Below are 26,317 nucleotides of genomic sequence, written 5' to 3' on the forward strand. Positions count from 1 at the left end.
TTCTATTCATTTTCTCCGGTATTCTTTTGAGCAAGATTACTATAAGTTTTCATCCAATTGTCAAAAGTCCCATCTTTTTTATCTTGTTCAATAAGGTCATCAACATAAGCTTTCAATGATTGATTGCCTTTTGTCAAAGCCATAGCTGTTTCAGTTGTTCCAGGCAATTCAATATCAGCATAGGTTAAGTCACTATTACTTGCGATATATTGATCTGCCACTGTATCATCTGCAACAACCGCATCAACCTTTCCTTGTAATAAATTTAGAAAAGCATCTGGCAGACTCGTTAGTGCAACAATCTGTTTTGGCTTGATACTATCTTTAACCACATCCGCTTGCGTTGTTGATTTTTGCACAGCAATTGATGTTGGGGCTAAAGATTTTATCGATGTGTACTGACTAGCAAACTCTTTACGAACAATGACCTTATTGATTTGTTTAACGTAGTTTTTAGTAAAATCAACTGACTTTTCACGTTCCTTTGTCTTAGTCATCCCTGCAATAGCTATATCTGCATTACCTGATGTGATTGTTCCTAAAATTGAATCAAAGTTCATATTTTTAACAACCAATTTCACCTGCAACTTGTCAGCCAATTGTTTAGCAAAAGCTAAGTCAACCCCAACTGCTTTTTTATGACCTGAACTCAAATCGTAAAATTCATACGGCGCATAGCCGATATTTGTCGCAACCACTAGCTGACCTGACTCTTGAATCTTATCAATGCCACTTGCTGCTTGAGTAGCTCTGCTATGATTCAAAGCAAATAAACCAATAATAGCTGCGATGACAGCTGTCGTTACTGTCAGTTTCTTCCAACTTGATTTAACGTTTTGTAAAAACTGACCTACCTTTTCATCAAAACTCAGCTCTTCTTCTGTGCTACGATTCATTTTCTTTTCGTAGTGGGCAACAATGCGAGTCGTTGAAAAAGTAAAAACTAAATATACAATACCAACGGCAATGACGGCTTGAAAGGGTTTATAAGAAATGCCTTGAATAGTACTTGCTGTAAACATCAAATCAGCCACACCAATAACAGACGCTTGAGAACTTGATTTGATATTATTAGCAAATTCATTGCCCAAGGTTGGCAAAATATTTTTAAAAGCTTGTGGAATAATCACATAACGATAAGCTTGAAATTTATTAAAACCAATACTTCGCGCTCCTTCAAACTGACCTGAATCAACAGCTTGAATCCCAGAACGATAAATCTCAGCAACAAATACCGACTCACCCACCGTTAAACCTGTTAAAGCAGCAATCAAACGATCTAAATCAACCCCAAATAAGGTCCCTTTAGGAATATTAAGCCCTAGCTCAGGCAAGCCATAAAAGAAGAGTGACAAAATGACTAGCATTGGCAAACCACGAACCACTTCAATATAAAGTTTTGTCAAACCACTAATCAAAAGATTGTCACTCATTCGAGCTGCTGTGACAAGACCACCTAAAATCAAGGCTAGAATCATCGAAACCACTGATAAAAAGACCGTCATCAGGGCACCATCTAAAATAAAACCACCATAACTTTCCAGAAACCCGCCAAACATAAAACACTCCTACACCTAACTTATAACTTACAAAATTTGTTTTAAGAAACTTGCCACACGTTGATTTGGATAAGAACTATTAACTTCTTCAGGTAACATGTCCGCAATCAACTCACCATTTTCAAGAAAAACAATTCGGTCAGCCACTTCTTTAGCAAAGCCAATTTCATGTGTCACAATAATCATCGTCGTCCCACTTTTAGCGATGGCCTTCATGACCTGTAAAACTTCACCAACCATTTCTGGGTCAAGCGCTGATGTCGGTTCATCAAATAAAATGATATCCGGCTCCATAGCTAAAGCTCTTGCAATCGCTACACGTTGCTTTTGACCACCCGATAGATTTTCAGGGTAAGCATCTTTTTTATCCAGTAAACCAACCGCCATTAACAGCCGAAAAACAACCTCACTCATCTCTTCGCTACTTTTTCGGTGTAATTTTTCTGGACCAATACTAATATTTCTTGCGATGGTCATATTGTTAAAAAGGTTGAAATGCTGGAAAACCATATTGACACGTTCACGAAGTAAATTATCATTCATGTTCATGTCGTAAATGTTTTTCCCCATTACAGCAATTTTCCCACCATTAATTTTCTCTAACTTATTAATCGTTCGAATCAAAGTTGATTTCCCACTACCAGATGGGCCAATTAGAACCACAACTTCACCTTTTTTAACGGAAAGATTGATATTTTTCAAAACTTCTTGCTTACCAAAACTCTTTCGAATCCCCTTCATTTCAATCATATACTTTGCCGTTAAATCAAAACTCGCCAACTCCTCTTCCAAAGCAACCATGCTGCAAACCTCTTTCTCAATTGATGTCAATATTTTATAATTTTCAGAATTTTATTTCAATGGTTTGTGTTAGGTTTTCTGACATATCGACTAAACTTTATGTGTTTTTGGCTATTTTTTTGAAAAAACGTCCCACTTTAGAAGATTTGAATATAACTTTTATTTATGCTAAAATCTAAATTATGAAATCTAGTTATAAATTATCCATTTTTGACTTTAAATTAATCAAAGACATCTATGAAACTCAAAGTTATTCTGAAGCTGCTAAGCTGAACAACATCAGCCAGCCAGCCGTTTCTAAGCGTGTAAAAGAAATTAGCAATAATTTATGTGAGGTTTTCTTACGTAAAAATAAAAAAATCTCCCTTACACCAAAAGGAAGAGAGATTTATCAATTTGCCAATCAGACCTTACTGGCTTATAACACTCTTCTTGATAATTTAGAATCAAACTTTGAAGAAACTATTATTCTTGGTTCTGACACTTCCTACCTCAAGACCTATCTTTCTACTATCCAAGATAATCTACCAGAAAATCGCAAACTAAACGTCCAAACTTATAGTAATTCTCATCAGATTTTCCAAGCACTGTTAGATGAGCAGATTGATCTTGGCATCATGTCTGGTAGCTACACTCAAAAAGGTGTCCTTAAAATCCCACTTCGCGCTGATAAACTGATGATAGTCGGTCAAAAAGACCTCATCAACGCCTTTGATAAAGGGGAGAAAACACTCTTTTTACTCTATCACATGACAAGTAGTTATCATAATTTCTTAAGGGAATTCATTAAAATTAATCAACTACCTACTCAACACCACATCTCTATTGATAACCTTTCACTGATTGAACACGAAGTACTCAAAGGCACAGGGATTACTATTGTTAGCCAAGACATCGCCGAAAGATTATTGGACAACGAAACTATCATTTCAAGTTCAAAAAAATTCAAAGATATCTTTGTCAAAACCTATGCCATCGTCAAAATGGATAACAAACACTATCAGGACCTAATTTCAATCATTCAAAAATTAAAAAAATAGCATTAGCTTAACTTTCCTATTTCACAAGCAAGAGATTTGTCATGGAATATGGTATAATAAAAGAATTGAAAACATGAGATTAGAAAGGAGACGTCGTAAGTTTTCTAGGCATTTTCCTTAGTAACCTTGCGGCAACTTTAATCATGTCATTTGATGGTTTTTTCCTACACCATTTAACAAAAGAATTGCAAGATGAGCTCCTCTATGGACGCATTCAAAAAGTGAATCAACCTTTTGAACACGAGCTTGTTTTAACCATTCGTAATAATCGTAAAAACTATAAACTTTTGCTTTCTGCACACCCTGTTTTTGGTCGTCTGCAAATCACTAAAACGGATTTTCAAAATCCCCAAACCCCAAATACATTTACCATGATTATGCGTAAATACCTTCAAGGGGCTGTGATTGAGAGCATCACTCAAATTGAAAATGACCGCATTTTGGAAATTGCTTTTTCAAATAAAAACGAAATTGGGGACAACATTAAGGTAACCTTAGTCGTTGAAATTATGGGTAAACACAGTAATATCATCTTGATTGATAAAGCTGAAAGCAAAATCATTGAATCCATTAAACATATCGGTTTCTCACAAAACAGTTACCGTACTATCTTACCTGGATCAACTTATCTTGCCCCTCCGCAAACTGGTAGTCAAAATCCATTTACAATTTCAGATGAAAAATTATTTGAAATCCTACAAACGGAAGACTTGGCTCCACGTCATCTTCAAAAACTCTTCCAAGGGTTAGGGCGTGATACTGCAGAAAATTTAGCTGCGCAACTTAGCAATGATAAACTAAAACAATTCCGAGCTTTCTTCAATAGACCAGTTCAGCCAAATATGACTGATAAATCATTTGCAGCTGTGCTATTTGAAAAAAGTGACAAACCATTTGATAGTCTTTCTGAACTTTTGGATGTTTTCTACCAAGACAAAGCAGAACGCGATCGTGTCAACCAACAATCAAGTGATTTGATTCACCGTGTCCAAACAGAATTGGATAAAAATATCAAAAAACTCGGGAAACAAGAAAAAGAACTTGCTGCTACAGAAAACGCTGAAGAATTTCGTCAAAAGGGTGAACTTCTTACAACTTATCTATCAATGGTGCCAAATAATCAAGACCAAGTAGAACTTGATAACTACTACACAAACGAAAAAATCACTATCGCTCTTGATAAAAGTTTGACCCCTAACCAAAATGCTCAGCGTTATTTCAAAAAATATCAGAAGCTTAAAGAAGCTGTTAAACACTTAGCCGGTCTCATTGAAGAAACCAAACACACTATCACTTACCTCGAAAGTGTCGAAACAGCCTTAAGTCATGCTTCAATCTCTGACATTGAAGATATTCGAGAAGAATTGGTTGAGACAGGTTTTGTCAAACGTCGCACGCGCGATAAACGTCACAAACGTAAAAAACCAGAACAATACTTAGCTTCTGATGGTAAGACAATCATCATGGTTGGACGAAATAATCTTCAAAACGATGAATTAACTTTCAAAATGGCTAAAAAAGGTGAACTTTGGTTCCACGCCAAAGATATCCCAGGCAGTCACGTTCTTATCAAGGATAACCTTAATCCAAGTGATGAAGTCAAAACAGATGCCGCAGAGTTAGCTGCTTATTACTCAAAAGCTCGCCTATCAAACCTTATCCAAGTCGATATGATTGAAGCTAAAAAACTCAACAAACCAACAGGTGCGAAACCAGGATTTGTAACCTACACTGGTCAAAAAACACTTCGTGTGACGCCAACCGAAGAAAAAATCAATAGCATGCGCATTGATAAATAAAAAAGAAAACTCATTTTAAATCTTCCACAATGGTTGATTTAAAGTGGGCTTTTCTTTTACTCTTTATACATTGACTTGCTTCTCTATTTTTAGACTGAAGAAAAAGTTTTTTTGATACTTAGCTTAGGTTCATCGCTTTTCAATTTCTAAGCTCAGACCTCAAAACATCCGTTGGATGTTTTGACCCGTCGGCAGGTTCAACAGTCCACTGAACTTGACTCGATTTCTTATTTTTGGGCCCATGAAAAAACTGCCCGCTGGGCATGACTCGCTTTCTTATTTTCTGGCTCATGAAAAAACTGCCCACTGGGCAGTTTTTTTAATCTTTGTTTTCCGCTTTTAACTTAGAATGTCTGTAACCATAACCAAAGTAAATGAGACTTCCGAGTACAAATGAAATGATAAAGCCATACCAAGTAATTGCTTTACATTGTGTCATCAAAGATAAGCAAACCACAATTGACACAATTGGTAAAAATGGAACCCAAGGTGTTCTAAACTCTCCTTCTTTTGGCTCACCATAATCTTTACGAAGTTTCAAAATACCAAAAGCAAGCAAAATAAGGTAAGCAAGAGTTACAATATTAACCAATAAAGCTAAGATTTCAAGTTGTAAAAATCCTGACATAAACATTGTTACCAAACCAACAAAAATCGTTGCTTTCTTCGGTACTTTGCTCTTTGGCGTCAATTCTTGAAATTGTTCTGGTAATAAACCATCGCAACTAATGTTATAAATCACACGTGACAAGGCAAACATCATTGAGATACATACAGTAACCAAGGTCAAAATCACGACAATCGAAACAAAATTACCAACCAATGGGAATCCAATGCTACGTAGTACAAATGGAACCACATCTGCTGTATTTAATTTTGTATAATGAACTGTTCCTGTTAACACCAAGGTTACCAAAACATACAATAAAGTTGTCAAACCAATTGAGAAGAAAATACCTTGTGGAATTTTCTTTTCTGGTTCTTTGGTTTCATCAGCAGCCATTGAAATAGACTCAAAACCAAGGAAAGCAAAGAACATCAAAGAGGCACCTGCCATGATACCAACTTTACCACCATAGATTTGACCAAAACCATAAGGGGCAAAATGACTCCAATTATCCGTGTTAATAGCTGTTAAACCAAGAGCAATGAAAATCAACAAAACAGCTAACTTGAAGATAACCAAGACCGAATTAAAGCGTAATACTGTTTGAACACCCAGAACAACAAGAGCTGTAACAAACAACAATAAGATAACCGGAATAATATCAATGTAAGTTCCTTTATCAGGGTTGAAAGGTCCACTAAGCGCTGTTGGAATGCTAATACCAAAAGTTCTTAGGAAAGCCTTTAGATACTCTCCCCAACCAGAAGCCGCTGTCGAAATCGCACCTGCAAATTCGATAATCATAAACCAACCAGCAATCCAGGCAGGATATTCTCCAAAAACAGTATATAAATAGCGATAAACACCACCTGAGTGTGGTAATCTTGAAGAAAATTCTGCAAAGAATAAGGCTGACATGGTTACACAGATAGCAGCAACAATAATTGAAATGGTAATCGCAGGTCCTGCATATTCAGCTGCTCCTACTCCTGTTATCGTGAAAATCCCAGTCCCAACAATCGAACCTACCCCTAAAAAGATAAGTTCAGCAAGCCCCAGGCGTCTCTGTAAATAGCTTTTCTTTTGCGCCATAGGGGTCTTTCGAAAAATATCCATACATTCTCCTGTTTTTTGTTTAAAATCGTCATACAATTTTTACAATTCTATCAATTCTTGATACAAGACTCGCATGCACAACGTCTTTTATTTTAGGATAAATAGCAGTAAAAATCAACTCTCTACTCCTATTTTATCACGTAAAAAAACACATTACTAAAACAAGAAAACTCGTTTTTAGTAATGCGCCTTTTTCATATGCGATAGCTAGACGATTTATTCGCTTTTTTTGATGTCTTCTTTCAATTCGTCCATGTTAAATTTTGCAAAAAGGTATTTGCGATCTTGTACTGGGAAACGTTGATCCAATTGATCTACCGGTCCCACTTCAACCACACCTTCTGAAATAACAAAATCCATCACATGACCACCAAATGTTAAATCATCCGAAATAAAGTGTAAATGATAACCTGCAACACTCACACCGTGGAACATCTTAGGTGTCCAGATACCTACAATCGTACCCATTACATCCTCACGAGTATACTCTGGTTGACGTGTTGCGACTTCTGCAAACTTAGTATTTGGCGCAGATTTTGGGATCATGCGAACATGCATGTTAGAAAAAGTCCCTTTAATTTTAATCGAACGGAACAAGTTAACCCCATCATAATACGATTCGATGCGTTTTTTAAGCTCAGCGTCTGTCATTTCAAAACGTTGTTTGAAAATCACTTCAGCTTGATGAGGAACAACTGCAGCGTAAGGAACTTTGACATCATCAGAAACCTCAACAATTTCAGGTTTTCCGTTTGAGCCAATAGCTTGATAGGCTTTACCGTCTAGAATAATCAACTCTCCATCAATAGAATCGAGTGTTCCGATTCCTAAATCACCATGCTCCAATAGCTCACCAATGGTTAACGTTCCACCATAAAGGCCAGCCATCAAGGCACTTAAGGTATTATATTGAAAAAGTTTAATTGCTTCTGACATATTCTCCTTCACTTTCGTCATTTAAAATTAACTAACAGTATTATTTTATTGCCAAATGAGCTAAAATGCAAGCTTAATAAAATTCGTCTGGTAAGATTGTTTCACCAAGTTTGATATTATCTTTGTAATCGATTGGAATATCGATAAGCACTGGTCCATTTTCTGCTTCTTGCAAAGCTTTCTTAAGAGTAGCTTCAAATGATTCTTTGCTATCAACACGGTAACCTTTTGCACCAAAGCTTTCAGCATATTTAACAAAATCAACTGGACCAAATTCAACACCAGAAGAACGACCATATTTCATTTCTTCTTGGAATTCAACCATGTTATATTTACCATCATTCCAAATAATGTGAACAATTGGCAAGTTAAGGCGTACAGCAGTTTCCAATTCTTGTGCTGAAAACAAGAAACCACCATCACCAGAAATAGAAATGACTTTTGTATTTGGACGAACAAGCGCTGCAGAAATTGCCCAAGGAAGTGCTACACCAAGTGTTTGCATACCATTTGAGAAGAGCAAATGACGTGCTTCATATGATTTGAAATAACGTGCCATCCAAATGTAATGACTACCAACGTCAACTGTCACTGTCATATCATCAGTCGTATTTTCTTGCAAGACATCGATCACATCAAGCGGGTGAACCAAACCTTCTTTTGAGTTGCGGTCAAATTTCACATCTTCAACCACATTTTTCTTAAGGTTTTGAAGATAATCTACAGATGTTTTTGGTAGTGTATAGCCATTGACAGCAGGCAATAGCAAATCAATAGTGTCGGCAATATCTCCAATCAATTCGCGTTCTGGTTGGAAATAAGTATCAATTTCAGCTTGAGCGACGTCAATAACAATGATACGTGCTGAGATTTCAGCATTCCAGTTGCGTGCTTCGTATTCAATTGGGTCATAACCAATAGCAATGACAAGGTCCGCTTTTTTAAGCAACATATCACCTGGTTGGTTACGGAAAAGTCCAACACGTCCAAAGAAAGTATCTTCTTCAAGCTCACGTGAAACAATACCAGCACCTTGGAAAGTTTCGACTACTGGCAACTTAACAGCTTCAAGCAATTTACGAATTGATTTTGTAACCGCACGTGTTGAAGCACCATTTCCCAAGAGAAGAACAGGCAATTCAGCATTTCGAATAGCTTGAGCAAGGTAATTCACATCATCTACTGATGCTGAACCAAGTTTTGGATCAGTCAATGGTTTAATAGCTTTTACCGATACCAAACTATCAGTAACGTCTTGAGGAATAGAAACAAAGCTAGCGCCACGTTTGCCTGATTTAGCGACACGATAAGCATTGGCAATAGTTTCAGAAAGTGTGTTAGGATCGTGAACTTCAACAGCTGACTTAGTCACCGGCTCCATCATAGCCACGTTTTTCATTGATTGGTGTGAACGTTTCAATAAATCACAGCGTTTTACTTGTCCAGAAATGGCAAGAACTGGGTCACCTTCATCAGTTGCCGTTACAAGACCAGTTGCCAAATTTGATACACCAGGACCACTTGTTGTGATAACTACACCAGGATTGCCAGTGATACGTCCGATACCTTGTGCCATAAAAGCAGCATTTTGTTCGTGACGAGCAACAATCAGTTTTGGCCCCTTATCTTCAAGTGTGTCAAAAATTCGGTCAATCTTTGCACCTGGAATACCAAAGACATAATCAATGTCATGATTGATAAGGCTATCTACGACAAGATCAGCCCCATATTGCTTTTGTTCAGTCATTTTATCTCCTATATGTCTTTAGATGACTAATTAAGAAAGGATTTTTTCCAATCCAAATACATCACAACTACAAGCAGATTTGGTGATAAAATTAGTCAAATCTAAATCACAAATTTTTATTTTTTCACAAATATGAATCAATTATACCATAGTTTTACGAAAAGTTTGTGAAATTTCGCTTGTGAAATTTTTCTTTATCTTTCTTTCGTAAAATGAAAATATCAATGAAAATTACAAGAAAAGAACGTGACAAATCTCACGTTCTTTCTCCCTATTTTTTTCGTCTTGTTCTGACAAAATCATAGGTGGTCATTATGATGAAACCACCAAATACCACAAGAATATTTCGTAGAGGCTCACCACTTTGATCAAAGAATGATAGCAAAACAAAAATGATGATAACCGTTATCAGATTACTAGCCAAGAGACTCTTAAAATTCATCTTCATTTAAAAATTCCACCATATTGACATCATCTGGAACCAAGCTCAAGTAACGTTTAGCGACATCTTTAGCGCGATCTCCATAACCAAACTCACGCAAAATGTAAGCATAATCTTGCAAGAATTCTGGATTATCAGCTAAATCTGTTGCCAAATCATCGTAAATCTTGAGCGCTTTTTTATCAGCCTCAAGCGCTTGATAAGCCTTGGCAATGTTCCATTTTGTAAGCACGTTATCAATATTGTCACGATAAAGCGCAACAACATCATCATAGCGTTCTTCTTCTAAGTACAAGTTTGTCAAACGCATCAAAACATCTTCATCATCAACAGCAACTTCTTTTGCTTTTAAAAGATAACTTTCTGCTTGTTTTGAATCATGCAACTCATATGAGAATTGAGAAGCCGCTAACAAGAGATTTGTATCAAATTCATTTTTAGACAAACCTTTTTGAACCAAGCGAAGCGCTTCTTCTGTTTTGTTTTCCTCGTGAAGAGAATGAGCATAAACGTATTCATACCCTTCAAAATCAGGGTTCATTGTTTCCAATTGTTTGAAATAGATATTAGCTTTTTGGTACTCACCTTGATCATACAAAATAGTCGCTAACTCAAAGACAGTGTTATCATCATACTCAATTTCAACTGCTTTTTCAAGAAATTCGATAGCTGCTTCAAATTTTCCAAGGCTGGCATAAGCACGACCAATACGCTGATATGTTGATACACCTGTTAGCTCTAGCATATCACGGTTGTCTAATTTCGCATATTCTTTGATAGCTTGGTTATAATTTCCAAGCTCCATTTCAATTTCTGCCAAACCAAAAATCACCAAAGGTTCATCACTGATTTCATTTGCTTGCAAAAGTTTTTCGCGCGCAACATCAGCCAAACCTTCCATTTCATAAATATCAGCCATAACTAACAAAGCTGACAAATAACTGTCGCTTTCTGGAGAAATGGCATCAAGATACATAAATGCTCCCTCAATATCGCCATCTTCAGTTGCAATCTGAGCAAGGTTAATATTTACCTCAGGATAATCCTCACGTTCTTGCAGATAAATTTCTTTTGCTTGTGGTAAAAATCCAATACTCTCAAGATACTCTGCCAACTCCAAGAGTGTCTCAGCATCATCTTCTTTCAAAGCACGTTTAAAATATTTATTTGCGTGCTCCAAATCCTGACTCTGGATTGAGGCAACCATTTTTTCACTATTCAACATCTTTTATATTTTCTTCTCCTTCTTTTACAATATAATCTTCGTCATATAAACCACTGACAACTTTATACCAGTCAAAAAGTTCTTTGACAATTACTTTAATTGAAGCGTATACTGGGATTCCTAAAAAAACTCCCCAAATTCCAAACATTGAACCTGACGTTAGCAAAATAAACATGATAGTAATCGGATGAATACTCAATTTGCTTCCCAAAACTAACGGAGCTACAAAACGCCCCTCAATTGTTTGCTCGATAACAAAAGTCACCAAGACTTTAATCAGCATAATCGGCCCTTGAACAATCCCCATAATCACAACTGGAACCATAGCCAAGAAGCTACCAAGATAAGGAATCATATTTAAGAACCCTGCAATAATACCAAAAGTTGCCGCATAACGCAAACCGATGATATTAAAGAAAATTGTAAACATAATACCGACAACAATCGCTACCGTCACTTGACCTTGTACATAACCAGCAAGTTGCTTATTGATATCCCCTAAGATACGTGCTGATGGATGACGCATTCTAGTCGGAAGTGCCTTAATTAACCCCTCTTTCATCTTATGACTATCTCTTAAGAAATAAAAGAGAATGAAAGGTGACATAATGATAGCTACCGTCACACGAGCAATCGCGCTAGCAAAATTCGATGCCCAATCAATAGCATTCTTTGAAAAGCTTTCTGCATAGTCAACAGCCTTATTACTGATATTAGCTAGCATATCTTGCAGTTCTGACTGATAATTAGCTAACCAAGGACTTTTTAGTAACTTAGCCCCTTCTACGTTGACACTTTTGACATAAGACGGCAAATTTTCAACAAATGACATCAATTGCCCTTCAATCATCGGAATAAAACTAGCCAAAGCCCAAATAATCAAAGCAACAATAATGGCATAAACAATAAAAATCGAAGCTGTACGGCTAACACCACGACTCTCAATAAGACCAACTAAAGGCTTGATAAGATAGTAAAGAATTGCCGAAATCACCAAAGGAAGCATAATAATAGCTAAAAATGATAAAATAGGCTTAAACAAGAACGAAATCTTAGTAAATAAATAAAGGGTCAAAAAAACAAGAAAAGTAACCATAACAGTCACAGTAGCTTGACTATTCAATACCCATTTAAAAAACCAAGAATCAGTAAATTTCTTTTCCTGATGTCGATCCATGAAAACTCCTCTCTATAATACACACTACTTATTATCATAAAAAGTAACGCTCTTATCTACAAGACGTTGCTTGTCATCATAAGTAAACTTAGCTGAGAAAAACGGAACATCATCTAAAATCCATTTAAAAATCTCATAATCACCTTCCCAAGTTGGTTTTGACAAGACTTGATCATAAGGTACCCACTCAAGCGTTCCTTCTCGTGATTCTTCATCTGAGATTAATTCACCCTCAAAATCAGTTACTTTGAAAACATAAGTATACCAGTCATGTCCAGGCGTAAATTCTGGAAAAGTAATCACTCCCTTGAAATCCATTTCTTTAACAGTAAAATGAGTTTCTTCAAAAATTTCACGTTTAGCACACTCATCTGGAGTTTCACCAGCTTCAAGTTTACCACCCACTGAAATCCATTTTCCTTCATGAACATCATTTGGCTTTTTATTGCGATGTAAAAGCAAAAGAGCTTCACCGTTGTCAATATAACAAATCGTTGCTAACTTTGTCATTTTTCTCTTCTTTCTCGTTTTCTTCTATTGTACCAGAAAAATAAACACAATTCTGAATCAAAAGTTAAGTTATATGGTATTTGCCATTTTTGAAGGGACAAAAAGCACATAGAAATATCTAAGTGCTTAAAAATATAATGGCATCTTGGTATTTTTTCAGACGTTTGATGTCGTTTCGAGTGACCTGAGCCAGCCTTGATAAATCTGAATTGTGCTTTAAATCCGCCAATTTGACAACACGTGCTAATTCATTTGTTTTAACAAGTTTAAGATATTGCTTGTACGATTGCCCATCTTTTCTAGTCAATAAATCAACTGCTTTTATGATTTCAGACGAGAAACCTGCTTCTTCTAAATCACTCAGCTGATAAGGAGTGTCTTCTATCACATCGTGTAAATAGGCAACAATTTTTTCATCATCTTTCGTGACAAACGATGCCACCGTCTCAGGATGTAAAATATACGGCGCACCAGCTTTGTCAACTTGACCGTAATGTGCTCTTTTAGCAATTTCGTGAGCTAATTTGACATCATCTTTCATCACTGCTCCTCCTTTAACGAAAAAATTAAATTTATTATACCACTTTTCTACCCTTACATTGCCCCCGAAAATGCCCCTTATACACAAAAAAAGCCTGTCGTACAAGCTGTAACCCTTGATACGATAGGCTTTTAAGATTATTTATCAAGAACTTTTTGTGTTTTAGCGTAGTTAGCTTCAACAGCTTCTTTTTCAGCTTTCCACCAATCTTGGTTATCTGTGTACCATTTGATTGTTGCTTCAAGTCCTTCTTCAAAGTTTGTGAATTGAGGTTTCCAACCAAGTTCTTCACGAAGTTTAGTTGAATCAATAGCGTAACGAAGGTCGTGACCAGCACGGTCTGTTACGTGGTCATAAGCATCTTTGGGTTGACCCATTTTTTCAAGGATAAGTTCAAGAACTTCTTTGTTGTTCTTTTCACCATCAGCACCGATAAGGTAAGTTTCACCGATGCGTCCTTTAGTCAAGATAGCCCAAACACCAGTTGAGTGGTCGTTTGTGTGAATCCAGTCACGAACGTTTTTACCGTCACCGTAAAGTTTTGGTTTAATTCCTGACAAAATGTTTGTGATTTGACGAGGAATGAATTTTTCGATGTGTTGGTATGGTCCATAGTTGTTAGAGCAGTTAGAAATAGTTGCTTTAACGCCAAATGAACGTACCCAAGCTTTTACAATCAAATCTGATGCAGCTTTTGTTGATGAATAAGGTGAACTTGGATTGTATTTTGTTTCAGCAGTGAATTTTTCACCTGGTCCTTCACCATGTCCTGGAAGGTCTTCACGAAGTGGAAGGTCTCCGTAAACTTCGTCAGTTGATACGTGGTGGAAACGAATATCGTATTTACGAGCTGCTTCCAAAAGTGTGTACGTTCCAACAAAGTTTGTTTGGATGAATGGGCTTGGATCTTTCAATGAGTTATCGTTGTGGCTTTCAGCAGCGTAGTGAACGATAGCATCAGCTTTAGCAGCTAATTTATCGACCAATTCAGCATCTGCAATGTCACCAACAACCAACTCAACACGGTCACCAAGGATTTCTTCTAAGTTTGCACGGTTACCAGCGTATGTTAATTTATCAAGAACGGTAACGTGTACATCTGGGTGGTTATTGTAAACATAGTGTACGAAGTTTGAACCGATGAAACCTGCACCACCGGTTACAATGATATTTTTGTATTCAGACATAATTAAGATACAAAGGGACGTTTCGCTCGCGAAAAATCTCATAGAAAAATAGGAAATCTGACGCAGGCGACAAGCGTCTGGGAAGATTTATCTTTTTTCTTAGAGATTTAGTCCCGTGTTCAGTTTCTTAAAACTGAACACTCCTTTCTGATTAATTTTTTATTTTTATTACAAATCTTCTTTGCTTAATGGTTTAACATCTTTAAGCATTGGGTGATTTTTATCTGCTTCAGAAACTTCTGCTGCTTCCAAGTTTTCCCATTTGATTCCAAGAGTTGGGTCAGCATAGTTTACAAAAGCGTATTTTGGTTTAAGTTCAAGTGCCCAGTAATCGTTAACCAAGTAGCTGTATGATACTTTATCAGACAATACTTGGAAACCATTAGCGACACCACGTGGGACAAAGATACCTTTTGAAGCATCGATAACAGTTTGGTATACATGACCAAAGCTGTCACCTTCACGCAAGTCAACCCATGAACCTAGGACTTTACCTTCATCAGCAACTGAAATGTATTTATCCCATGGTTCAGCATGAAGTCCACGCAAAACATTTTTATGTGAAAAGCTGACGTTATTTTGCAATTTTCCTTCTGCAAAGAATGATTCCGGGAAACCAAGTGGAAGCATTTTTTCTTTTTGGAAGTTTTCTTTAAACCATCCGCGGTTATCACCATGAACTGGAATATCGAATTCGATCATCCCTGGGATAGCTTCGATTTTACGTGCTGCTAATTCTTTACCAAAAAACTGTTCTGTCATTAGTCTTCTCCAATCAAACGGAGCAAGTATTTTCCGTATTCGTTTTTCTTAAGTGGTTGTGCAAGGTTATACACATCTTCTTTTGTGATGTAACCCATGCGATAAGCAATTTCTTCCAAGTTTGCTACTTGAAGGTTTTGCATACGTTGTACTGTTTCAATATATTGAGCTGCTTCAAGAAGGCTTTCGTGTGTTCCTGTATCAAGCCATGCAAATCCACGACCCATAACTTCTACAGAAAGATCGCCACGTTCAAGATAAGCTTTGTTTACATCTGTGATTTCAAGTTCACCACGTGCACTTGGTTTGATGTTTTTAGCAATTTCTACAACATCGTTATCGTAGAAATAAAGACCTGTTACAGCGTAGTGTGATTTTGGATGTTCTGGTTTCTCTTCGATTGAGATGGCGTTGAAATCTTCGTCGAATTCAACAACACCAAAACGTTCTGGATCTTTTACTTGATAACCAAAGACAGTAGCACCTTTTTCTTTGCTAGCTGCTTTTTGAAGCATTTTACTTAGACCTGCTCCATGGTAAATGTTATCTCCCAATACAAGAGCAACATTGTCATCTCCGATAAATTCTTCACCGATGATAAAGGCTTGTGCCAATCCATCTGGGCTTGGTTGAACAGCGTAAGAAAGTGAAATACCAAATTCTGAACCGTCTCCAAGCAGTTCTTCAAAACGATGAATATCAGTTGGTGTTGAGATAATCAAGATGTCTCGGATACCAGCCAACATCAATGTTGATAGTGGATAATAAATCATTGGTTTATCATACACTGGCATAAGTTGTTTTGAAGCCGCACGAGTCAAAGGATACAAACGTGTTCCTGATCCTCCTGCAAGAATAATACCTTTCATAGTTAGGTCTCCCTCTTTATTATTAAATATCAATATTAACTATCAGAAACTATTTTATCATTTTTTGCAAATGCTGTCACTAAATTTCCTGATTTTACAAGGGTTTAACAAAATTTACTGACAAATGTCAGCAAAAATTTCAAAATACTGACGAACTGCTAAAAATATGATAACTGATATAGCCTTATTTTCTAAGCCTAACCTCAAAAAAAACTGAAGGAAGTTATCCATGCTGGATTCTTCTCCTCAGCCTTAGCTATTTTTTATAAGTGATAAAAAGGATTTGTTTGTGCTTTGCTAGCTAGAAAATCAACCGACCATTGATTTTCCTTCTTCCAATCATTGAATTTTTCAAGTAGTTTATCTACCATGAGCACTTCGATATGGTGCCCCGGATCAATGGCTAACATGCCATTTGTAATCATTTCTTGAGCAGTATGGTAATAAATATCACCCGTAATATAGACTTGAGCTCCTTTTGCCATTGCATCTCGATAGAAACCTTGACCGCTACCACCGCAAATAGCAACACGCTTGATCAGTTTATCCTGATTGCCATAAGCGACCAAACGAACACTATCCAATTGGAAGCTTTCTTTAACTTTAAGAGCAAATTCTGAGAAAGTTTGCTCCTTAATATTTCCAACGCGACCAATGCCGTAACCATCAGCTGTTGGACTTAAAATCTCAGTATCAGTAATTTCCAAAAGGTCACAGAACCAATCATTTAGACCATCAGGGACAATGTCAATATTTGTATGACTCACATAAACGGCAATATCGTGTTTGACCAAGTCAAGGTAAATCTGATTTTGAGGCGTCGCCACAAGATCTTTAAGCGGACGAAAAATTGGTGCGTGTTTGACAATAATCAAATCAACTTGCTTCTCAATAGCTTCAGCAACTGTTGTTTCTCGCACATCTAGAGCAATCATCACGCGCTTAACTTCTTTATCAAGCGTTCCGATTTGTAAGCCAGAAATGTCCCCATCCATTGAAAGCTCGCGTGGGCAATAAGCTTCATAGCGGGCAATAATATCACTTGCCTTCATTGATAGCCTCCTTGATAGCTGTCATTTTTTGTGAAATAGCTGCGCGGTCATCAACACGATTTTCTGGAACATGAGGAAGAGCAATTTCCAATTTTTTCAGTTCTCGTTGCCAACGTGCTTTAAAAACTTCTGATTTTTCTTGGTTCAAGAAAGGTCCAAAACGCAAGTCAGTCGCAGAAAGCTCCATTTGACCGTGCTCAACAACCATGATTTCATAGAACTTATCATTTTCAGTCATGATTTGTTCAGTAATCAATTTAAAGCCATTGTTCATCAACCATGCACGGAGTTCATCTTCACGGTTATTGGGTTGCAAAATAAGACGATCAACAGATGCTAATTTATCAGCGCCTGCAGCTAAAATATCTGCAATTAAGCCTCCACCCATACCACAAATCGTAATAGTTGTCACTTGGTCTGACGCTTCAAATGCTGCCAAACCATCAGCCAAACGGACAGCAATTTTATCGGCCAATCCTGCTCCAGCAACATTATGAAGAGCTGATTCGTATGGTCCTTTGACAACCTCACCAGCAATGGCAAAATCAATTTTCCCATTCTCCATCAAAGCAATCGGCAAGTAAGCATGGTCACTTCCGACATCTAGTAAGCGAGCTCCTTGTGGCACAAATTCAGCCACAGCAGCCAAACGCTGAGATAATACTGTTTGCATAATTCTTCCTTCTAAAATATCATTCTCTTCAATTATATCAAAAACAACTTCTCCTTACAAAAGCATAACAAAAGCAACTCAGGTGAGCTGCTTAGTTGTTTTTCACATTGTCTTTATAATACTTACAATAAGTTTGAACGGGGCAAATATCACATTTGGGCTTCTTAGCTAAACAATGATAACGTCCAAAGAAAATCAAGCGATGGTGTGTCAAAATCCAATCTTTCTTAGGAATTTTCTTCATCAAATCCTGCTCAATTTCTTTAACATCAGCATCTGGTCCTGAAATATTAAGACGTTTAGCAATGCGAGATACATGCGTGTCTACTGCAATCGACGGAATACCATAAACTTCTGCCAAGACAACATTAGCAGTCTTGCGTCCAACTCCAGGCAAAGTTTCAAGCTCTTTATGAGTCTTAGGAACTTGTCCATCAAAATCTTGTAAAATGGCTCTTGCCGTCTTGATAATATTTCTAGCTTTATTTTTATAAAGCCCAATTGTACGAAGACACTCTTCAACATCAGCTAGATTAGCCTTAGCCAGATCTTCAATTTCAGGATAATGTCTCCAAAGATTTGGCGTTACCTTATTAACAGCTTTATCAGTGGTCTGAGCAGACAAAATCACCGCAATAAGTAGTTGAAATGGCGTTTGCCATTCCAACTCACCACGCGCTTCAGGATACATATCACCAATAATAGCTAAGATTTTCTTTAAACGATCACGTCCAACTCTCATTAGTCACTCCACAAATCCATCGCTGCCAAAAAGTCATCTGAAACAGAAACCTTGCCAGCTTTTGAATCTTCATGTTCTTTGCGACGTTCCTCAACTTGACGCATTGTTGTAATACCTTCTCGACGCCAATTACGTAAAATAGCATTAATGTAATTCCAGCTTGTTTTGCCATTAAAGACTGCTTCACGAAGAGCTGCACGTACTAAATCAGGATCTGTTTTATCCTCACGGATTGTTTTTTGCAAGTCTTCTAATTCAAACGGACTAAGCATTCGTCCCAATTCGCGTTCAAAATCTTCAACAAGTTCTTTTACTGGATTCGAAGACTGTTTTTCAGGTGCTTGTTTTGGTTCATCTAACAACTTATCCAAAAGGGCTAAAACAGGACTGGCATCAAAAATCACTTCAATCTCACTGCCAAGCTCAATAGTTTTCATATCAAGCAAACCTTGTGCAGTCAAATCAGAAATAGAGCGATTAACCTCTGCGACTGTTTTATCTAAAGCGCTAGCAATTTGACTAGGCGCCAAATCATCCATTTTAGTTGTATTTTGCAGGTAAATAAACTGCCAAATCAAAAAATCATCAGAACACTTAAAGATGTCTTTATAATGGAAGAGCAAAGCGCTCGGTAATACAAGATTACCTGATTTGTAATTTTCTAAATAACTCATAATATTATTCCTAAAAGATTATCACATCTATAAAATTATACCTGACAAAGATTAAACAAGATCAAACAAGCAAGTCACTGAATCACAAATAACCGTAAAACCAAGGTTCCTTTTCCAACTCTTCTAGCTGGTAAGGTGTCTCTTGGTAAACAGCATAATTAATCCAATTGCTAAAGAAAGTTGTTGCAGCCAAGTTCCATTGCATTGGAACCTCTTGGTTTGGATCATCATTTAAATAGTAATGCGCTGGAACATTAGGATTTTTTCCTACTTTAACATCACGTTTATACTCACGATCCAAAGTTTCACGATCATATTCCAAATGTCCAAAACTATAGACTTCACGCAAATCTTTGCTGGCTACAATGGATAACCCAACTGTCGGCCCTTCTGCGATAACTTCTAGTCTATCAACCTTATCAACATCCTCATGTCTAACTTCAGTGTATCTTGAATGTGGTGCCATGAAACAATCATCAAAGCCACGAACAATCGGATTAGAAGGTTGTTTGACAGTTTGTGAAAAGATACCTGACAGTTTTTCCTCTAGCAAAACTTTTTTAATACCATATTTGTAGTAAAGCCCTGCTTGTGCTCCCCAACATAGGTGCAATGTTGAATAAACATGGGATTTGGCCCAATCAAAGATTTGGCATAATTCTTCCCAATAATCCACTTCTTCGTAAGCCAATGTTTCAACTGGCGCACCAGTAATAATCAGGCCATCATAATATTTATGCTTGACATCGTCAAAAGTTTTATAGAAGGTTTCTAGATGCTCAGCCGTTGTGTTTTTTGACTCATGACTAGTCATATAAAGAAATTCAACATTGATTTGCAAAGGTGTATTAGCTAAAAGACGCAAAAGTTGCATCTCTGTCACTTCTTTAGTCGGCATAAGATTGACGATGAGAAAATCCATCGGTCTAATATCCTGATGTTTTGCTCGTTTATTATCCATGATGAAGACATTCTCTTTGCGCAAAATGTCTAAGGCCGGTAATTCTTTATCAAGTTTTATTGGCATGAAAATATCTCCACTCTATAATATTATATTTAAGTAATATTATAAAAGATGGAGATATAGTTTTCAATTATATAATTTCTTTAAGCAGTTATAGTTTTTAACTATAATTATCCAGGGAAATTCATCAAAACTTTCGTATCATAACCTTCAAGGGCTTTACGTCCGTTTAGTCCGTCCAATTCAACAAGGAAAGCACATCCAGCAACGATACCACCAAGGCGTTCTACCATTTCGATAGTAGCTTTCACAGTACCACCTGTTGCCAAAAGGTCATCAACGATAAGGACACGTTGTCCAGGTTTAATAGCATCAGCATGCATACACAGTGTATCAATACCGTACTCTTTTTCGTAATCTGCTGAGATTACTTCACGTGGTAATTTACCAGGTTTACGAACTGGTGCGAAACCAATTCCAAGCTCGAATGCAACTGGGCAACCTACGATAAATCCGCGAGCCTCAGGACCAACAATCATGTCGATCTTTTTGTCAGTAGCATACTGTACAATTTCGCGAACAGCATAGCTATAAGCATTTCCATCTGCCATCAAAGGAGAAATATCACGGAAAGTGATTCCTTCTTTAGGATAGTTTTCAATTGTAGCGATATAATTTTTTAAATCCATTTTCTTCTTTCTATGGGCTTTTTGCCAAAAAATGTTTTACATTTCATTATAGCATATTTTTTGGAAAAAGGAACAGAATTTAGAAGATAAATTTTATAAAACTCAATTTTGATAATTTACTTGCCATTCTTTAACTAGTGGATAAGTCACTAGCTTACTGTCATCCAAATTTTCTTTATGCATATCTACTGCAGTGATTTGTGAGTTATCATAAGTTGTGTAGTAGTAAATTCCCTTATCAGCATTGATACATGAACTGTAAATAGTGTATTCGTATTTACCACTTTCATCCACATAACACAATCCTTTTTGTTGTTCAACTGATTTCAAGATATGGAAGAATTGATTGACACTACTTGATTCACTATCTTCTGCGACTGAGTTTAATTTAGTAAATGCCACTTTAACATAGCGTGACATTGATGACAAATCACCAGGCAAACCTAACCCTCCCATTCCTCGACTATAGGTATCTAATTGAATTTCTGTAGAGAAAAGATTGTCGGAAACTTTTGGTGAAAGGTGACGGTAGTTGTTCAAGTTAAACAATTGTTTATCAAAAGTTGGATTATTAGTCAAAACACCAGTTGGATTGTCATAAACCTTGAGTCCACTTGCTACTGATTCCAACACAATAGCTTCTTGACGGTCTGCAATCAACCAGTGCAGAGGACTTGGTTGAAAATCCGCACTAAATGCTTCATTAGTGACATTAAGATTTTGACAAAGTTCTTTAACTTGTGCAACAGAATCACACTGAGATAAAAGCCATGGAATCAATTCAAAGGAAGCAACATTATCTTTACCTTTTGCTACTTCTTTATAGTCAGCATTTTCAGGGAAATTCAACCCTGCCATACCAACTCCTTTTTCATTAACAGCTTCATAAAAAAGCGGATAATCGGCCACCACAGTTGCCATACCAATCATAGCATAGTGAGCATCATTTTCTCCTTGATGCTTGAATGAAAATGGGTAATTTCTAGGACAAACGGTCACCGTTTCATTGTATGAAAAATCCAAATCAAGATTACGTCCAAAGTAACTATCTTTAGTTGTATAAGTAATCGCAGTACACATAAGAAACCTCCTTATTACAAGAAAAAATTCAATAAGCCATTTAAATTTTTTGTAGCAAATAATTCCTACATAATCTCATTATAATTCTGTTTCAATAGAAAAACAAATATTTAGCGAGCGCTTACTATGTGTAATAAAAAACTATGATAAGTTAAAGCTTATCATAGTTTTTTAATTCTCGTCCATCAACCAATCGTAAATTTCTTGTGGAGTGCCTAAAGCCATTAACTCTTGGTACTTCACTTCTTTTTTAAGTTGTTGGTAAATTTGACTATCTGAGATGCTGCGTTTTTGAGCATCTTTATTAACGACCATAACACCGTCAGTAATGGTTACAAAATCAAGTTCATCGAAAATTTGAATCATTTTTACCAAAAGAATATCAGGGATATTGAGGTATTGGCTTAGCTCTTTTAATTTATATCGTACGTCAAATTCTGGGAATTGGTAAATGGTTTTATACAATTTAGCAAATTGTTCACGTGTTCCATACCCTGTCAAATAATAGGCGCGTTTGATGTGATTCTTAAAGTACACAGCATCAAATTGGCGTCCCACAAAAAGCGACTTGAGTTCATCAGCATTCTCTGGAATATCTAAAACAACGACTTCACTAGCGCTGGTATCTTGACTCAAAACAGGCACACGTTCTGGAAGGCTCGCATTTTTTGAACGAATATCAATTAGTTGAATACCATCTACACGAGCATCTTCTAACATCAACTGGACAGTTGTCTGACCATTCCATTTGTTTATAGATAAGGTTACTGCTAGGCAAAGATTTTGCGCTTGTTGAAATTCCTGTACTAAATGTCCCTGATTGAAAGCAACAAGATCAACATTTGTTGAGCCTTGAGCAATTTTTAGCTTCAAATGAGCCCCGTTTTGTCCCATAGTACGTGCTTGTTTGACTGTAAAATCCTTGATTTCAAAGACTGGTTTTGCATTATCCATACCAAATGGTGCAATTTTCTCAAGACTTTTTACAGTGTCTAAATCAATTTCTGAAAGTTCCAGTACTTCATCAATGACTAAAGTCTTTTTCTGAGACAAATCAATGTCATTTTCAGCAATATAATCACATAGAACTTGTGACAATTGTTCAAGATTTTCAACTGGCAAGGTCATACCAGCTGCACCAGCATGTCCACCAAAAGCCTTAAACAAATCTCGATGTTCATCAAGAGCATGGAAAATATTGATAGCTTCAATACTTCTTGCTGAACCCTTTGCCATACCATCTTCAATGTTTAAGACAATAACTGGCTGAGCAATGTGCTCCAAAATACGACCAGCGACAATCCCTAGAACACCTGGATGCCAACCTTCTTTAGCTAAAACTTGAACTGGCTTATCTAAATCAACCATACTCATCGCTTCATCGTAAATTTTTTGAACGATTTCTTTACGCTCTTCGTTTTTGGCATTAATCATTTGAGCAATGCTAAGAGCTTCCTCGTCATCAAATCCAGTCAATAATTCAACAGCTGGATTAGGATCATCGAGGCGACCTAGCGCATTTAGTTGAGGAGCGATTTTGAAACCAACGGTTTCTTCGTTAACATCTGAAATTTCAATATCAGATACCCTCATTAACTCCATTAAACCGATGCGTTCTGTCTGTTTGAGCATTTCAAGACCAACTTTAACCATAATTCGGTTTTCATCCGTTAAGCTGACCATATCAGCAATGGTTCCAATTGCTACCAAATCTAACATTTCAGTTGGAATTGACTCAAGCAAGGCGCAAGCCACTTTGAAAGCCACCCCACAGCCAGCTAAGTATTTAAAAGGATAGTTAGCATCTGGATGTTCGGGATGCACAATAGCAAAAGCATCTGGAAGCTCTGCGGGAAGGCCATGGTGGTCAGTTACAATGACATCAACTCCTTGGCTTTGTGCATAGCTAATCGCCTCATGCCCAGCAACACCATTGTCCACCGTGATAATCAAAGAAACCTGTTGCTGTTCAATAAAGTATTTGTAAACAGATTCGTTTGGTCCATAGCCGTCAACGAAACGATTTGGGAGATAAACTTGGGCTTCAGCTCCTAGCATTTCAAGAGCTTCTTTCATAATGCTAGCACTTGTCATGCCATCGGCATCATAGTCACCATAAACCAAAATTTGTTCGTAATTCTCAATCGCTTGACGGATACGAGCAACCGCCTTATCCATATCATGTAAAAGATATGGGTCATGCAGTTGAGATAAATCATTTGATAAAAATTGTGTTAGTTTTTCTTCATTATCAACCCCTCGGCTATAGAGAATCTTACTAGCTAAGGCAGTGATATTTTCCTTTTTTGTCAGTTCAAAAAAGCCATCATCTGGCTCTTTTTCAATATTTTTCCATTGGTATTTACTTGTTATCATTCACTTCTCACTTCTTACGTAGAATTGAAAGTTAGTTATTTGTAATTAAAAACTCTTCGCGCTAAGAAATCTGTAATTTTCGGGAAAAGTGTGTAGAACTTGTGAGCTGCTGCCATTGACAAGGGCATATTCACTTCTCGCTTATTTTTACCTAAGATAGCGACTGTACGTCTAGCCACTTCTTCAGGTTGTAAAACAAAACGTCCAACACTTTTTAGATATTCTCCAGATGGGTCTGCTTTATCAAAAAATGTTGTTGCAATAGGCCCTGGATTAATCGTTGTCACGTAGACCTTGCTACCAGCTAATTCCAAACGAAGAGCGTTTGAAAAGCCAATCACAGCAAATTTTGTCGCAGAATAAACAGATGATTTGGCTGACGCAATCAAACCAGCGATGCTAGCAATATTAACGATATGCCCGTGACCAGCCTCTTTCATCTTGTGCCCAACCAAACGTGAAAATGTCATCGTAGCAAAAGTATTGATATCAAACATGTCACGAATTTGAGCAGTCGTGTAGGCATCAAACTCACTGAAATCACCATAACCAGCATTATTAATAAAGACATCAATATGACCGTGTTCTGCATACAGTTTTTCAACCATCTCAAAAATAGCCAGATCACTTGTCATATCTAGTTCATAACAAGCTGTATTTGGACGACTTGCATAACATTTTTTAAGTTTTTCAGCACTGCGTCCTAAAGCAATAACAAAATCTTCAGCTGGTAACTGTTTAACAATTTCCTGAGCAAGTCCACCGCTTGCTCCCGTAATAGCAATTATTCTCATAAGCTAATTTCTTCCAAATCTTTAACCAAGTGTGTATTTTCAAAGATTGCTTGTGCGTCGTTTTCGATTTGTTTGCATTCGCGTCCCAAAAAACGTGCACTAATGTGATTAAGTAAAAGCATTTTAGCTGATGCTTCTTTAGCAATTTGAGCCGCTTGAGTTCCTGTTGAGTGCCCATGTTTACGAGCAATTTTTTCATCACCCTTACCATAAGTTGACTCATGAACTAGGATATCAGCTCCTAAACCAAGACGGATACTAGCATCAGTCTTACGAGTATCACCTAAAATAGTAATGACTTTCCCTTTTTTCGGTGCTGAAATGTAATCTTTAGCGATAATTTTTGTTCCATCCTCTAAAACAACATCTTGTCCGCTCTTAATTTTGCCGAATAATGGACCAAATGGCACACCAGCAGCCTTCAAAGCTTCTGCATCAAGTGTTCCTTCCAAGTCTTTTTGCATCACACGGTAGCCAATACAGAAAATAGTATGGTCAAGTTTTTCAGCATAAACCACAAATTTATCAGTTTCCATGATTTTGCCCAGACTGTTTTCGTCAAATTCATGAAAATGAATACGGTATGGCAAACGAGCACCAGACAAGCGCAAACTGCTCAAAACGTATGAACGAATACCAACAGGACCATAAATATCAAGGTCAGTTTGTTCTTCATTTGCTTGGAAAGCACGACTTGCCAAAAATCCAGGAAGACCAAAAATATGGTCACCATGCAAGTGCGTGATAAAGATGCGTTTCACTTTACGAGGGCGGATAGTTGTTTCTAAAATCTGACGTTGTGTGCCTTCACCACAGTCAAACATCCAAACTTCGTTAATTTCGTCAAGCAACTTTAACACTAAACTTGACACATTACGTAACTTTGAGGGCTGACCCGCTCCTGTTCCCAAAAATTGTAATTCCATATATACCTATAAAAACCGAGGTTTTTAAT

At 37.0% G+C, this 26,317-nt stretch carries 24 protein-coding genes; 2 read left to right on the forward strand and 22 right to left on the reverse strand.

Annotated elements, in window-relative coordinates; translation table 11 throughout:
• Positions 1-2 precede the first annotated feature (2 nt).
• A complete protein-coding gene (locus JG537_RS05780; RefSeq protein ID WP_199544263.1) occupies positions 3-1,559 on the reverse strand; it encodes an ABC transporter permease subunit in 1,557 nt (518 codons plus the stop codon).
• A 27-nt stretch (positions 1,560-1,586) separates the two neighbouring features.
• Entirely contained in the window at positions 1,587-2,360 is a 774-nt protein-coding gene (locus tag JG537_RS05785; protein ID WP_281402428.1) for an amino acid ABC transporter ATP-binding protein, read from the reverse strand.
• A 182-nt stretch (positions 2,361-2,542) separates the two neighbouring features.
• Here JG537_RS05785 and JG537_RS05790 point away from each other — a divergent pair, with 182 nt between their 5' ends.
• Positions 2,543-3,400 (forward strand): LysR family transcriptional regulator, encoded by an 858-nt coding sequence (locus tag JG537_RS05790; RefSeq protein ID WP_199544264.1) that lies wholly within the window; start codon positions 2,543-2,545, stop codon positions 3,398-3,400.
• A 143-nt stretch (positions 3,401-3,543) separates the two neighbouring features.
• Positions 3,544-5,199, forward strand: a complete 1,656-nt coding sequence (locus JG537_RS05795; RefSeq protein ID WP_199544265.1) for an Rqc2 family fibronectin-binding protein — start codon at positions 3,544-3,546, stop codon at positions 5,197-5,199.
• Between the two features lie 319 nt (positions 5,200-5,518).
• Here JG537_RS05795 and JG537_RS05800 read toward each other — a convergent pair whose 3' ends face one another.
• The 20 genes from JG537_RS05800 to rnz form a co-directional block, all read right to left on the reverse strand.
• Positions 5,519-6,922 (reverse strand): APC family permease, encoded by a 1,404-nt coding sequence (locus JG537_RS05800; protein ID WP_199544266.1) that lies wholly within the window; start codon positions 6,920-6,922, stop codon positions 5,519-5,521.
• A 216-nt stretch (positions 6,923-7,138) separates the two neighbouring features.
• Positions 7,139-7,858 carry an acetolactate decarboxylase gene (budA, locus tag JG537_RS05805; RefSeq protein ID WP_199544267.1) on the reverse strand — a complete coding sequence of 240 codons (720 nt, stop codon included), beginning with the start codon at positions 7,856-7,858 and terminating at the stop codon, positions 7,139-7,141.
• 73 nt (positions 7,859-7,931) lie between these two features.
• Positions 7,932-9,605: an acetolactate synthase AlsS gene (gene alsS, locus JG537_RS05810; RefSeq protein ID WP_199544269.1), complete on the reverse strand. Its 1,674-nt coding sequence runs from the start codon at positions 9,603-9,605 to the stop codon at positions 7,932-7,934.
• A gap of 431 nt (positions 9,606-10,036) precedes the next feature.
• Positions 10,037-11,272 (reverse strand): tetratricopeptide repeat protein, encoded by a 1,236-nt coding sequence (locus JG537_RS05815; RefSeq protein WP_199544280.1) that lies wholly within the window; start codon positions 11,270-11,272, stop codon positions 10,037-10,039.
• On the reverse strand, positions 11,262-12,449 hold the full coding sequence (locus JG537_RS05820; RefSeq protein WP_199544281.1) for an AI-2E family transporter: 1,188 nt from the start codon (positions 12,447-12,449) through the stop codon (positions 11,262-11,264). The genes JG537_RS05815 and JG537_RS05820 overlap by 11 nt, the downstream gene beginning before the upstream one ends.
• Before the next feature lie 24 nt (positions 12,450-12,473).
• Entirely contained in the window at positions 12,474-12,959 is a 486-nt protein-coding gene (locus JG537_RS05825) for an NUDIX hydrolase (RefSeq protein ID WP_074482012.1), read from the reverse strand.
• Between the two features lie 118 nt (positions 12,960-13,077).
• Positions 13,078-13,500: an HD domain-containing protein gene (locus tag JG537_RS05830; protein ID WP_199544282.1), complete on the reverse strand. Its 423-nt coding sequence runs from the start codon at positions 13,498-13,500 to the stop codon at positions 13,078-13,080.
• Positions 13,501-13,637: 137 nt separating this feature from the next.
• Positions 13,638-14,687: a dTDP-glucose 4,6-dehydratase gene (gene rfbB / locus JG537_RS05835; RefSeq protein ID WP_003064218.1), complete on the reverse strand. Its 1,050-nt coding sequence runs from the start codon at positions 14,685-14,687 to the stop codon at positions 13,638-13,640.
• 168 nt (positions 14,688-14,855) lie between these two features.
• Positions 14,856-15,449: a dTDP-4-dehydrorhamnose 3,5-epimerase family protein gene (locus tag JG537_RS05840; RefSeq protein ID WP_074482011.1), complete on the reverse strand. Its 594-nt coding sequence runs from the start codon at positions 15,447-15,449 to the stop codon at positions 14,856-14,858.
• Complete coding sequence (rfbA, locus tag JG537_RS05845; protein ID WP_074482010.1) at positions 15,449-16,318, reverse strand: glucose-1-phosphate thymidylyltransferase RfbA; 870 nt, start codon at positions 16,316-16,318, stop codon at positions 15,449-15,451. The genes JG537_RS05840 and rfbA overlap by 1 nt, the downstream gene beginning before the upstream one ends.
• 263 nt (positions 16,319-16,581) lie before the next feature.
• Positions 16,582-17,370 (reverse strand): Nif3-like dinuclear metal center hexameric protein, encoded by a 789-nt coding sequence (locus tag JG537_RS05850; RefSeq protein ID WP_132869650.1) that lies wholly within the window; start codon positions 17,368-17,370, stop codon positions 16,582-16,584.
• Positions 17,357-18,043: a tRNA (adenine(22)-N(1))-methyltransferase gene (locus JG537_RS05855; protein ID WP_132869649.1), complete on the reverse strand. Its 687-nt coding sequence runs from the start codon at positions 18,041-18,043 to the stop codon at positions 17,357-17,359. Before JG537_RS05855 ends, JG537_RS05850 begins: the two co-directional genes overlap by 14 nt.
• Before the next feature lie 91 nt (positions 18,044-18,134).
• Positions 18,135-18,785 (reverse strand): endonuclease III, encoded by a 651-nt coding sequence (nth, locus tag JG537_RS05860; RefSeq protein ID WP_132869648.1) that lies wholly within the window; start codon positions 18,783-18,785, stop codon positions 18,135-18,137.
• Entirely contained in the window at positions 18,785-19,459 is a 675-nt protein-coding gene (locus tag JG537_RS05865) for a DnaD domain-containing protein (RefSeq protein WP_132869647.1), read from the reverse strand. Before JG537_RS05865 ends, nth begins: the two co-directional genes overlap by 1 nt.
• An 82-nt stretch (positions 19,460-19,541) precedes the next feature.
• On the reverse strand, positions 19,542-20,486 hold the full coding sequence (gene metA / locus JG537_RS05870; protein WP_132869646.1) for a homoserine O-acetyltransferase MetA: 945 nt from the start codon (positions 20,484-20,486) through the stop codon (positions 19,542-19,544).
• 107 nt (positions 20,487-20,593) lie between these two features.
• Complete coding sequence (locus JG537_RS05875) at positions 20,594-21,112, reverse strand: adenine phosphoribosyltransferase (RefSeq protein ID WP_132869645.1); 519 nt, start codon at positions 21,110-21,112, stop codon at positions 20,594-20,596.
• A gap of 102 nt (positions 21,113-21,214) precedes the next feature.
• Positions 21,215-22,192, reverse strand: a complete 978-nt coding sequence (bsh, locus tag JG537_RS05880) for a choloylglycine hydrolase (RefSeq protein WP_199544285.1) — start codon at positions 22,190-22,192, stop codon at positions 21,215-21,217.
• 171 nt (positions 22,193-22,363) lie between these two features.
• Positions 22,364-24,568 (reverse strand): single-stranded-DNA-specific exonuclease RecJ, encoded by a 2,205-nt coding sequence (gene recJ / locus JG537_RS05885; protein WP_199544286.1) that lies wholly within the window; start codon positions 24,566-24,568, stop codon positions 22,364-22,366.
• Between the two features lie 35 nt (positions 24,569-24,603).
• Entirely contained in the window at positions 24,604-25,362 is a 759-nt protein-coding gene (locus tag JG537_RS05890; RefSeq protein WP_132869623.1) for an SDR family NAD(P)-dependent oxidoreductase, read from the reverse strand.
• On the reverse strand, positions 25,359-26,288 hold the full coding sequence (gene rnz, locus JG537_RS05895) for a ribonuclease Z (RefSeq protein ID WP_132869624.1): 930 nt from the start codon (positions 26,286-26,288) through the stop codon (positions 25,359-25,361). The genes JG537_RS05890 and rnz overlap by 4 nt, the downstream gene beginning before the upstream one ends.
• Positions 26,289-26,317: the final 29 nt, after the last annotated feature.

It is taken from the genome of Streptococcus vicugnae (assembly GCF_016461705.1).
Classification (GTDB): domain Bacteria; phylum Bacillota; class Bacilli; order Lactobacillales; family Streptococcaceae; genus Streptococcus; species Streptococcus vicugnae.

Coding starts and splice junctions, on each gene's coding strand:
- JG537_RS05780 (WP_199544263.1), bottom strand. CDS start 1,559: ATGTTTGGCGGGTTTCTGGAAAGTTATGGTGGTTTTATTTTAGATGGT.
- JG537_RS05785 (WP_281402428.1), bottom strand. CDS start 2,360: ATGGTTGCTTTGGAAGAGGAGTTGGCGAGTTTTGATTTAACGGCAAAG.
- JG537_RS05790 (WP_199544264.1), top strand. CDS start 2,543: ATGAAATCTAGTTATAAATTATCCATTTTTGACTTTAAATTAATCAAA.
- JG537_RS05795 (WP_199544265.1), top strand. CDS start 3,544: ATGTCATTTGATGGTTTTTTCCTACACCATTTAACAAAAGAATTGCAA.
- JG537_RS05800 (WP_199544266.1), bottom strand. CDS start 6,922: ATGGATATTTTTCGAAAGACCCCTATGGCGCAAAAGAAAAGCTATTTA.
- budA (WP_199544267.1), bottom strand. CDS start 7,858: ATGTCAGAAGCAATTAAACTTTTTCAATATAATACCTTAAGTGCCTTG.
- alsS (WP_199544269.1), bottom strand. CDS start 9,605: ATGACTGAACAAAAGCAATATGGGGCTGATCTTGTCGTAGATAGCCTT.
- JG537_RS05815 (WP_199544280.1), bottom strand. CDS start 11,272: ATGTTGAATAGTGAAAAAATGGTTGCCTCAATCCAGAGTCAGGATTTG.
- JG537_RS05820 (WP_199544281.1), bottom strand. CDS start 12,449: ATGGATCGACATCAGGAAAAGAAATTTACTGATTCTTGGTTTTTTAAA.
- JG537_RS05825 (WP_074482012.1), bottom strand. CDS start 12,959: ATGACAAAGTTAGCAACGATTTGTTATATTGACAACGGTGAAGCTCTT.
- JG537_RS05830 (WP_199544282.1), bottom strand. CDS start 13,500: ATGAAAGATGATGTCAAATTAGCTCACGAAATTGCTAAAAGAGCACAT.
- rfbB (WP_003064218.1), bottom strand. CDS start 14,687: ATGTCTGAATACAAAAATATCATTGTAACCGGTGGTGCAGGTTTCATC.
- JG537_RS05840 (WP_074482011.1), bottom strand. CDS start 15,449: ATGACAGAACAGTTTTTTGGTAAAGAATTAGCAGCACGTAAAATCGAA.
- rfbA (WP_074482010.1), bottom strand. CDS start 16,318: ATGAAAGGTATTATTCTTGCAGGAGGATCAGGAACACGTTTGTATCCT.
- JG537_RS05850 (WP_132869650.1), bottom strand. CDS start 17,370: ATGAAGGCAAGTGATATTATTGCCCGCTATGAAGCTTATTGCCCACGC.
- JG537_RS05855 (WP_132869649.1), bottom strand. CDS start 18,043: ATGCAAACAGTATTATCTCAGCGTTTGGCTGCTGTGGCTGAATTTGTG.
- nth (WP_132869648.1), bottom strand. CDS start 18,785: ATGAGAGTTGGACGTGATCGTTTAAAGAAAATCTTAGCTATTATTGGT.
- JG537_RS05865 (WP_132869647.1), bottom strand. CDS start 19,459: ATGAGTTATTTAGAAAATTACAAATCAGGTAATCTTGTATTACCGAGC.
- metA (WP_132869646.1), bottom strand. CDS start 20,486: ATGCCAATAAAACTTGATAAAGAATTACCGGCCTTAGACATTTTGCGC.
- JG537_RS05875 (WP_132869645.1), bottom strand. CDS start 21,112: ATGGATTTAAAAAATTATATCGCTACAATTGAAAACTATCCTAAAGAA.
- bsh (WP_199544285.1), bottom strand. CDS start 22,192: ATGTGTACTGCGATTACTTATACAACTAAAGATAGTTACTTTGGACGT.
- recJ (WP_199544286.1), bottom strand. CDS start 24,568: ATGATAACAAGTAAATACCAATGGAAAAATATTGAAAAAGAGCCAGAT.
- JG537_RS05890 (WP_132869623.1), bottom strand. CDS start 25,362: ATGAGAATAATTGCTATTACGGGAGCAAGCGGTGGACTTGCTCAGGAA.
- rnz (WP_132869624.1), bottom strand. CDS start 26,288: ATGGAATTACAATTTTTGGGAACAGGAGCGGGTCAGCCCTCAAAGTTA.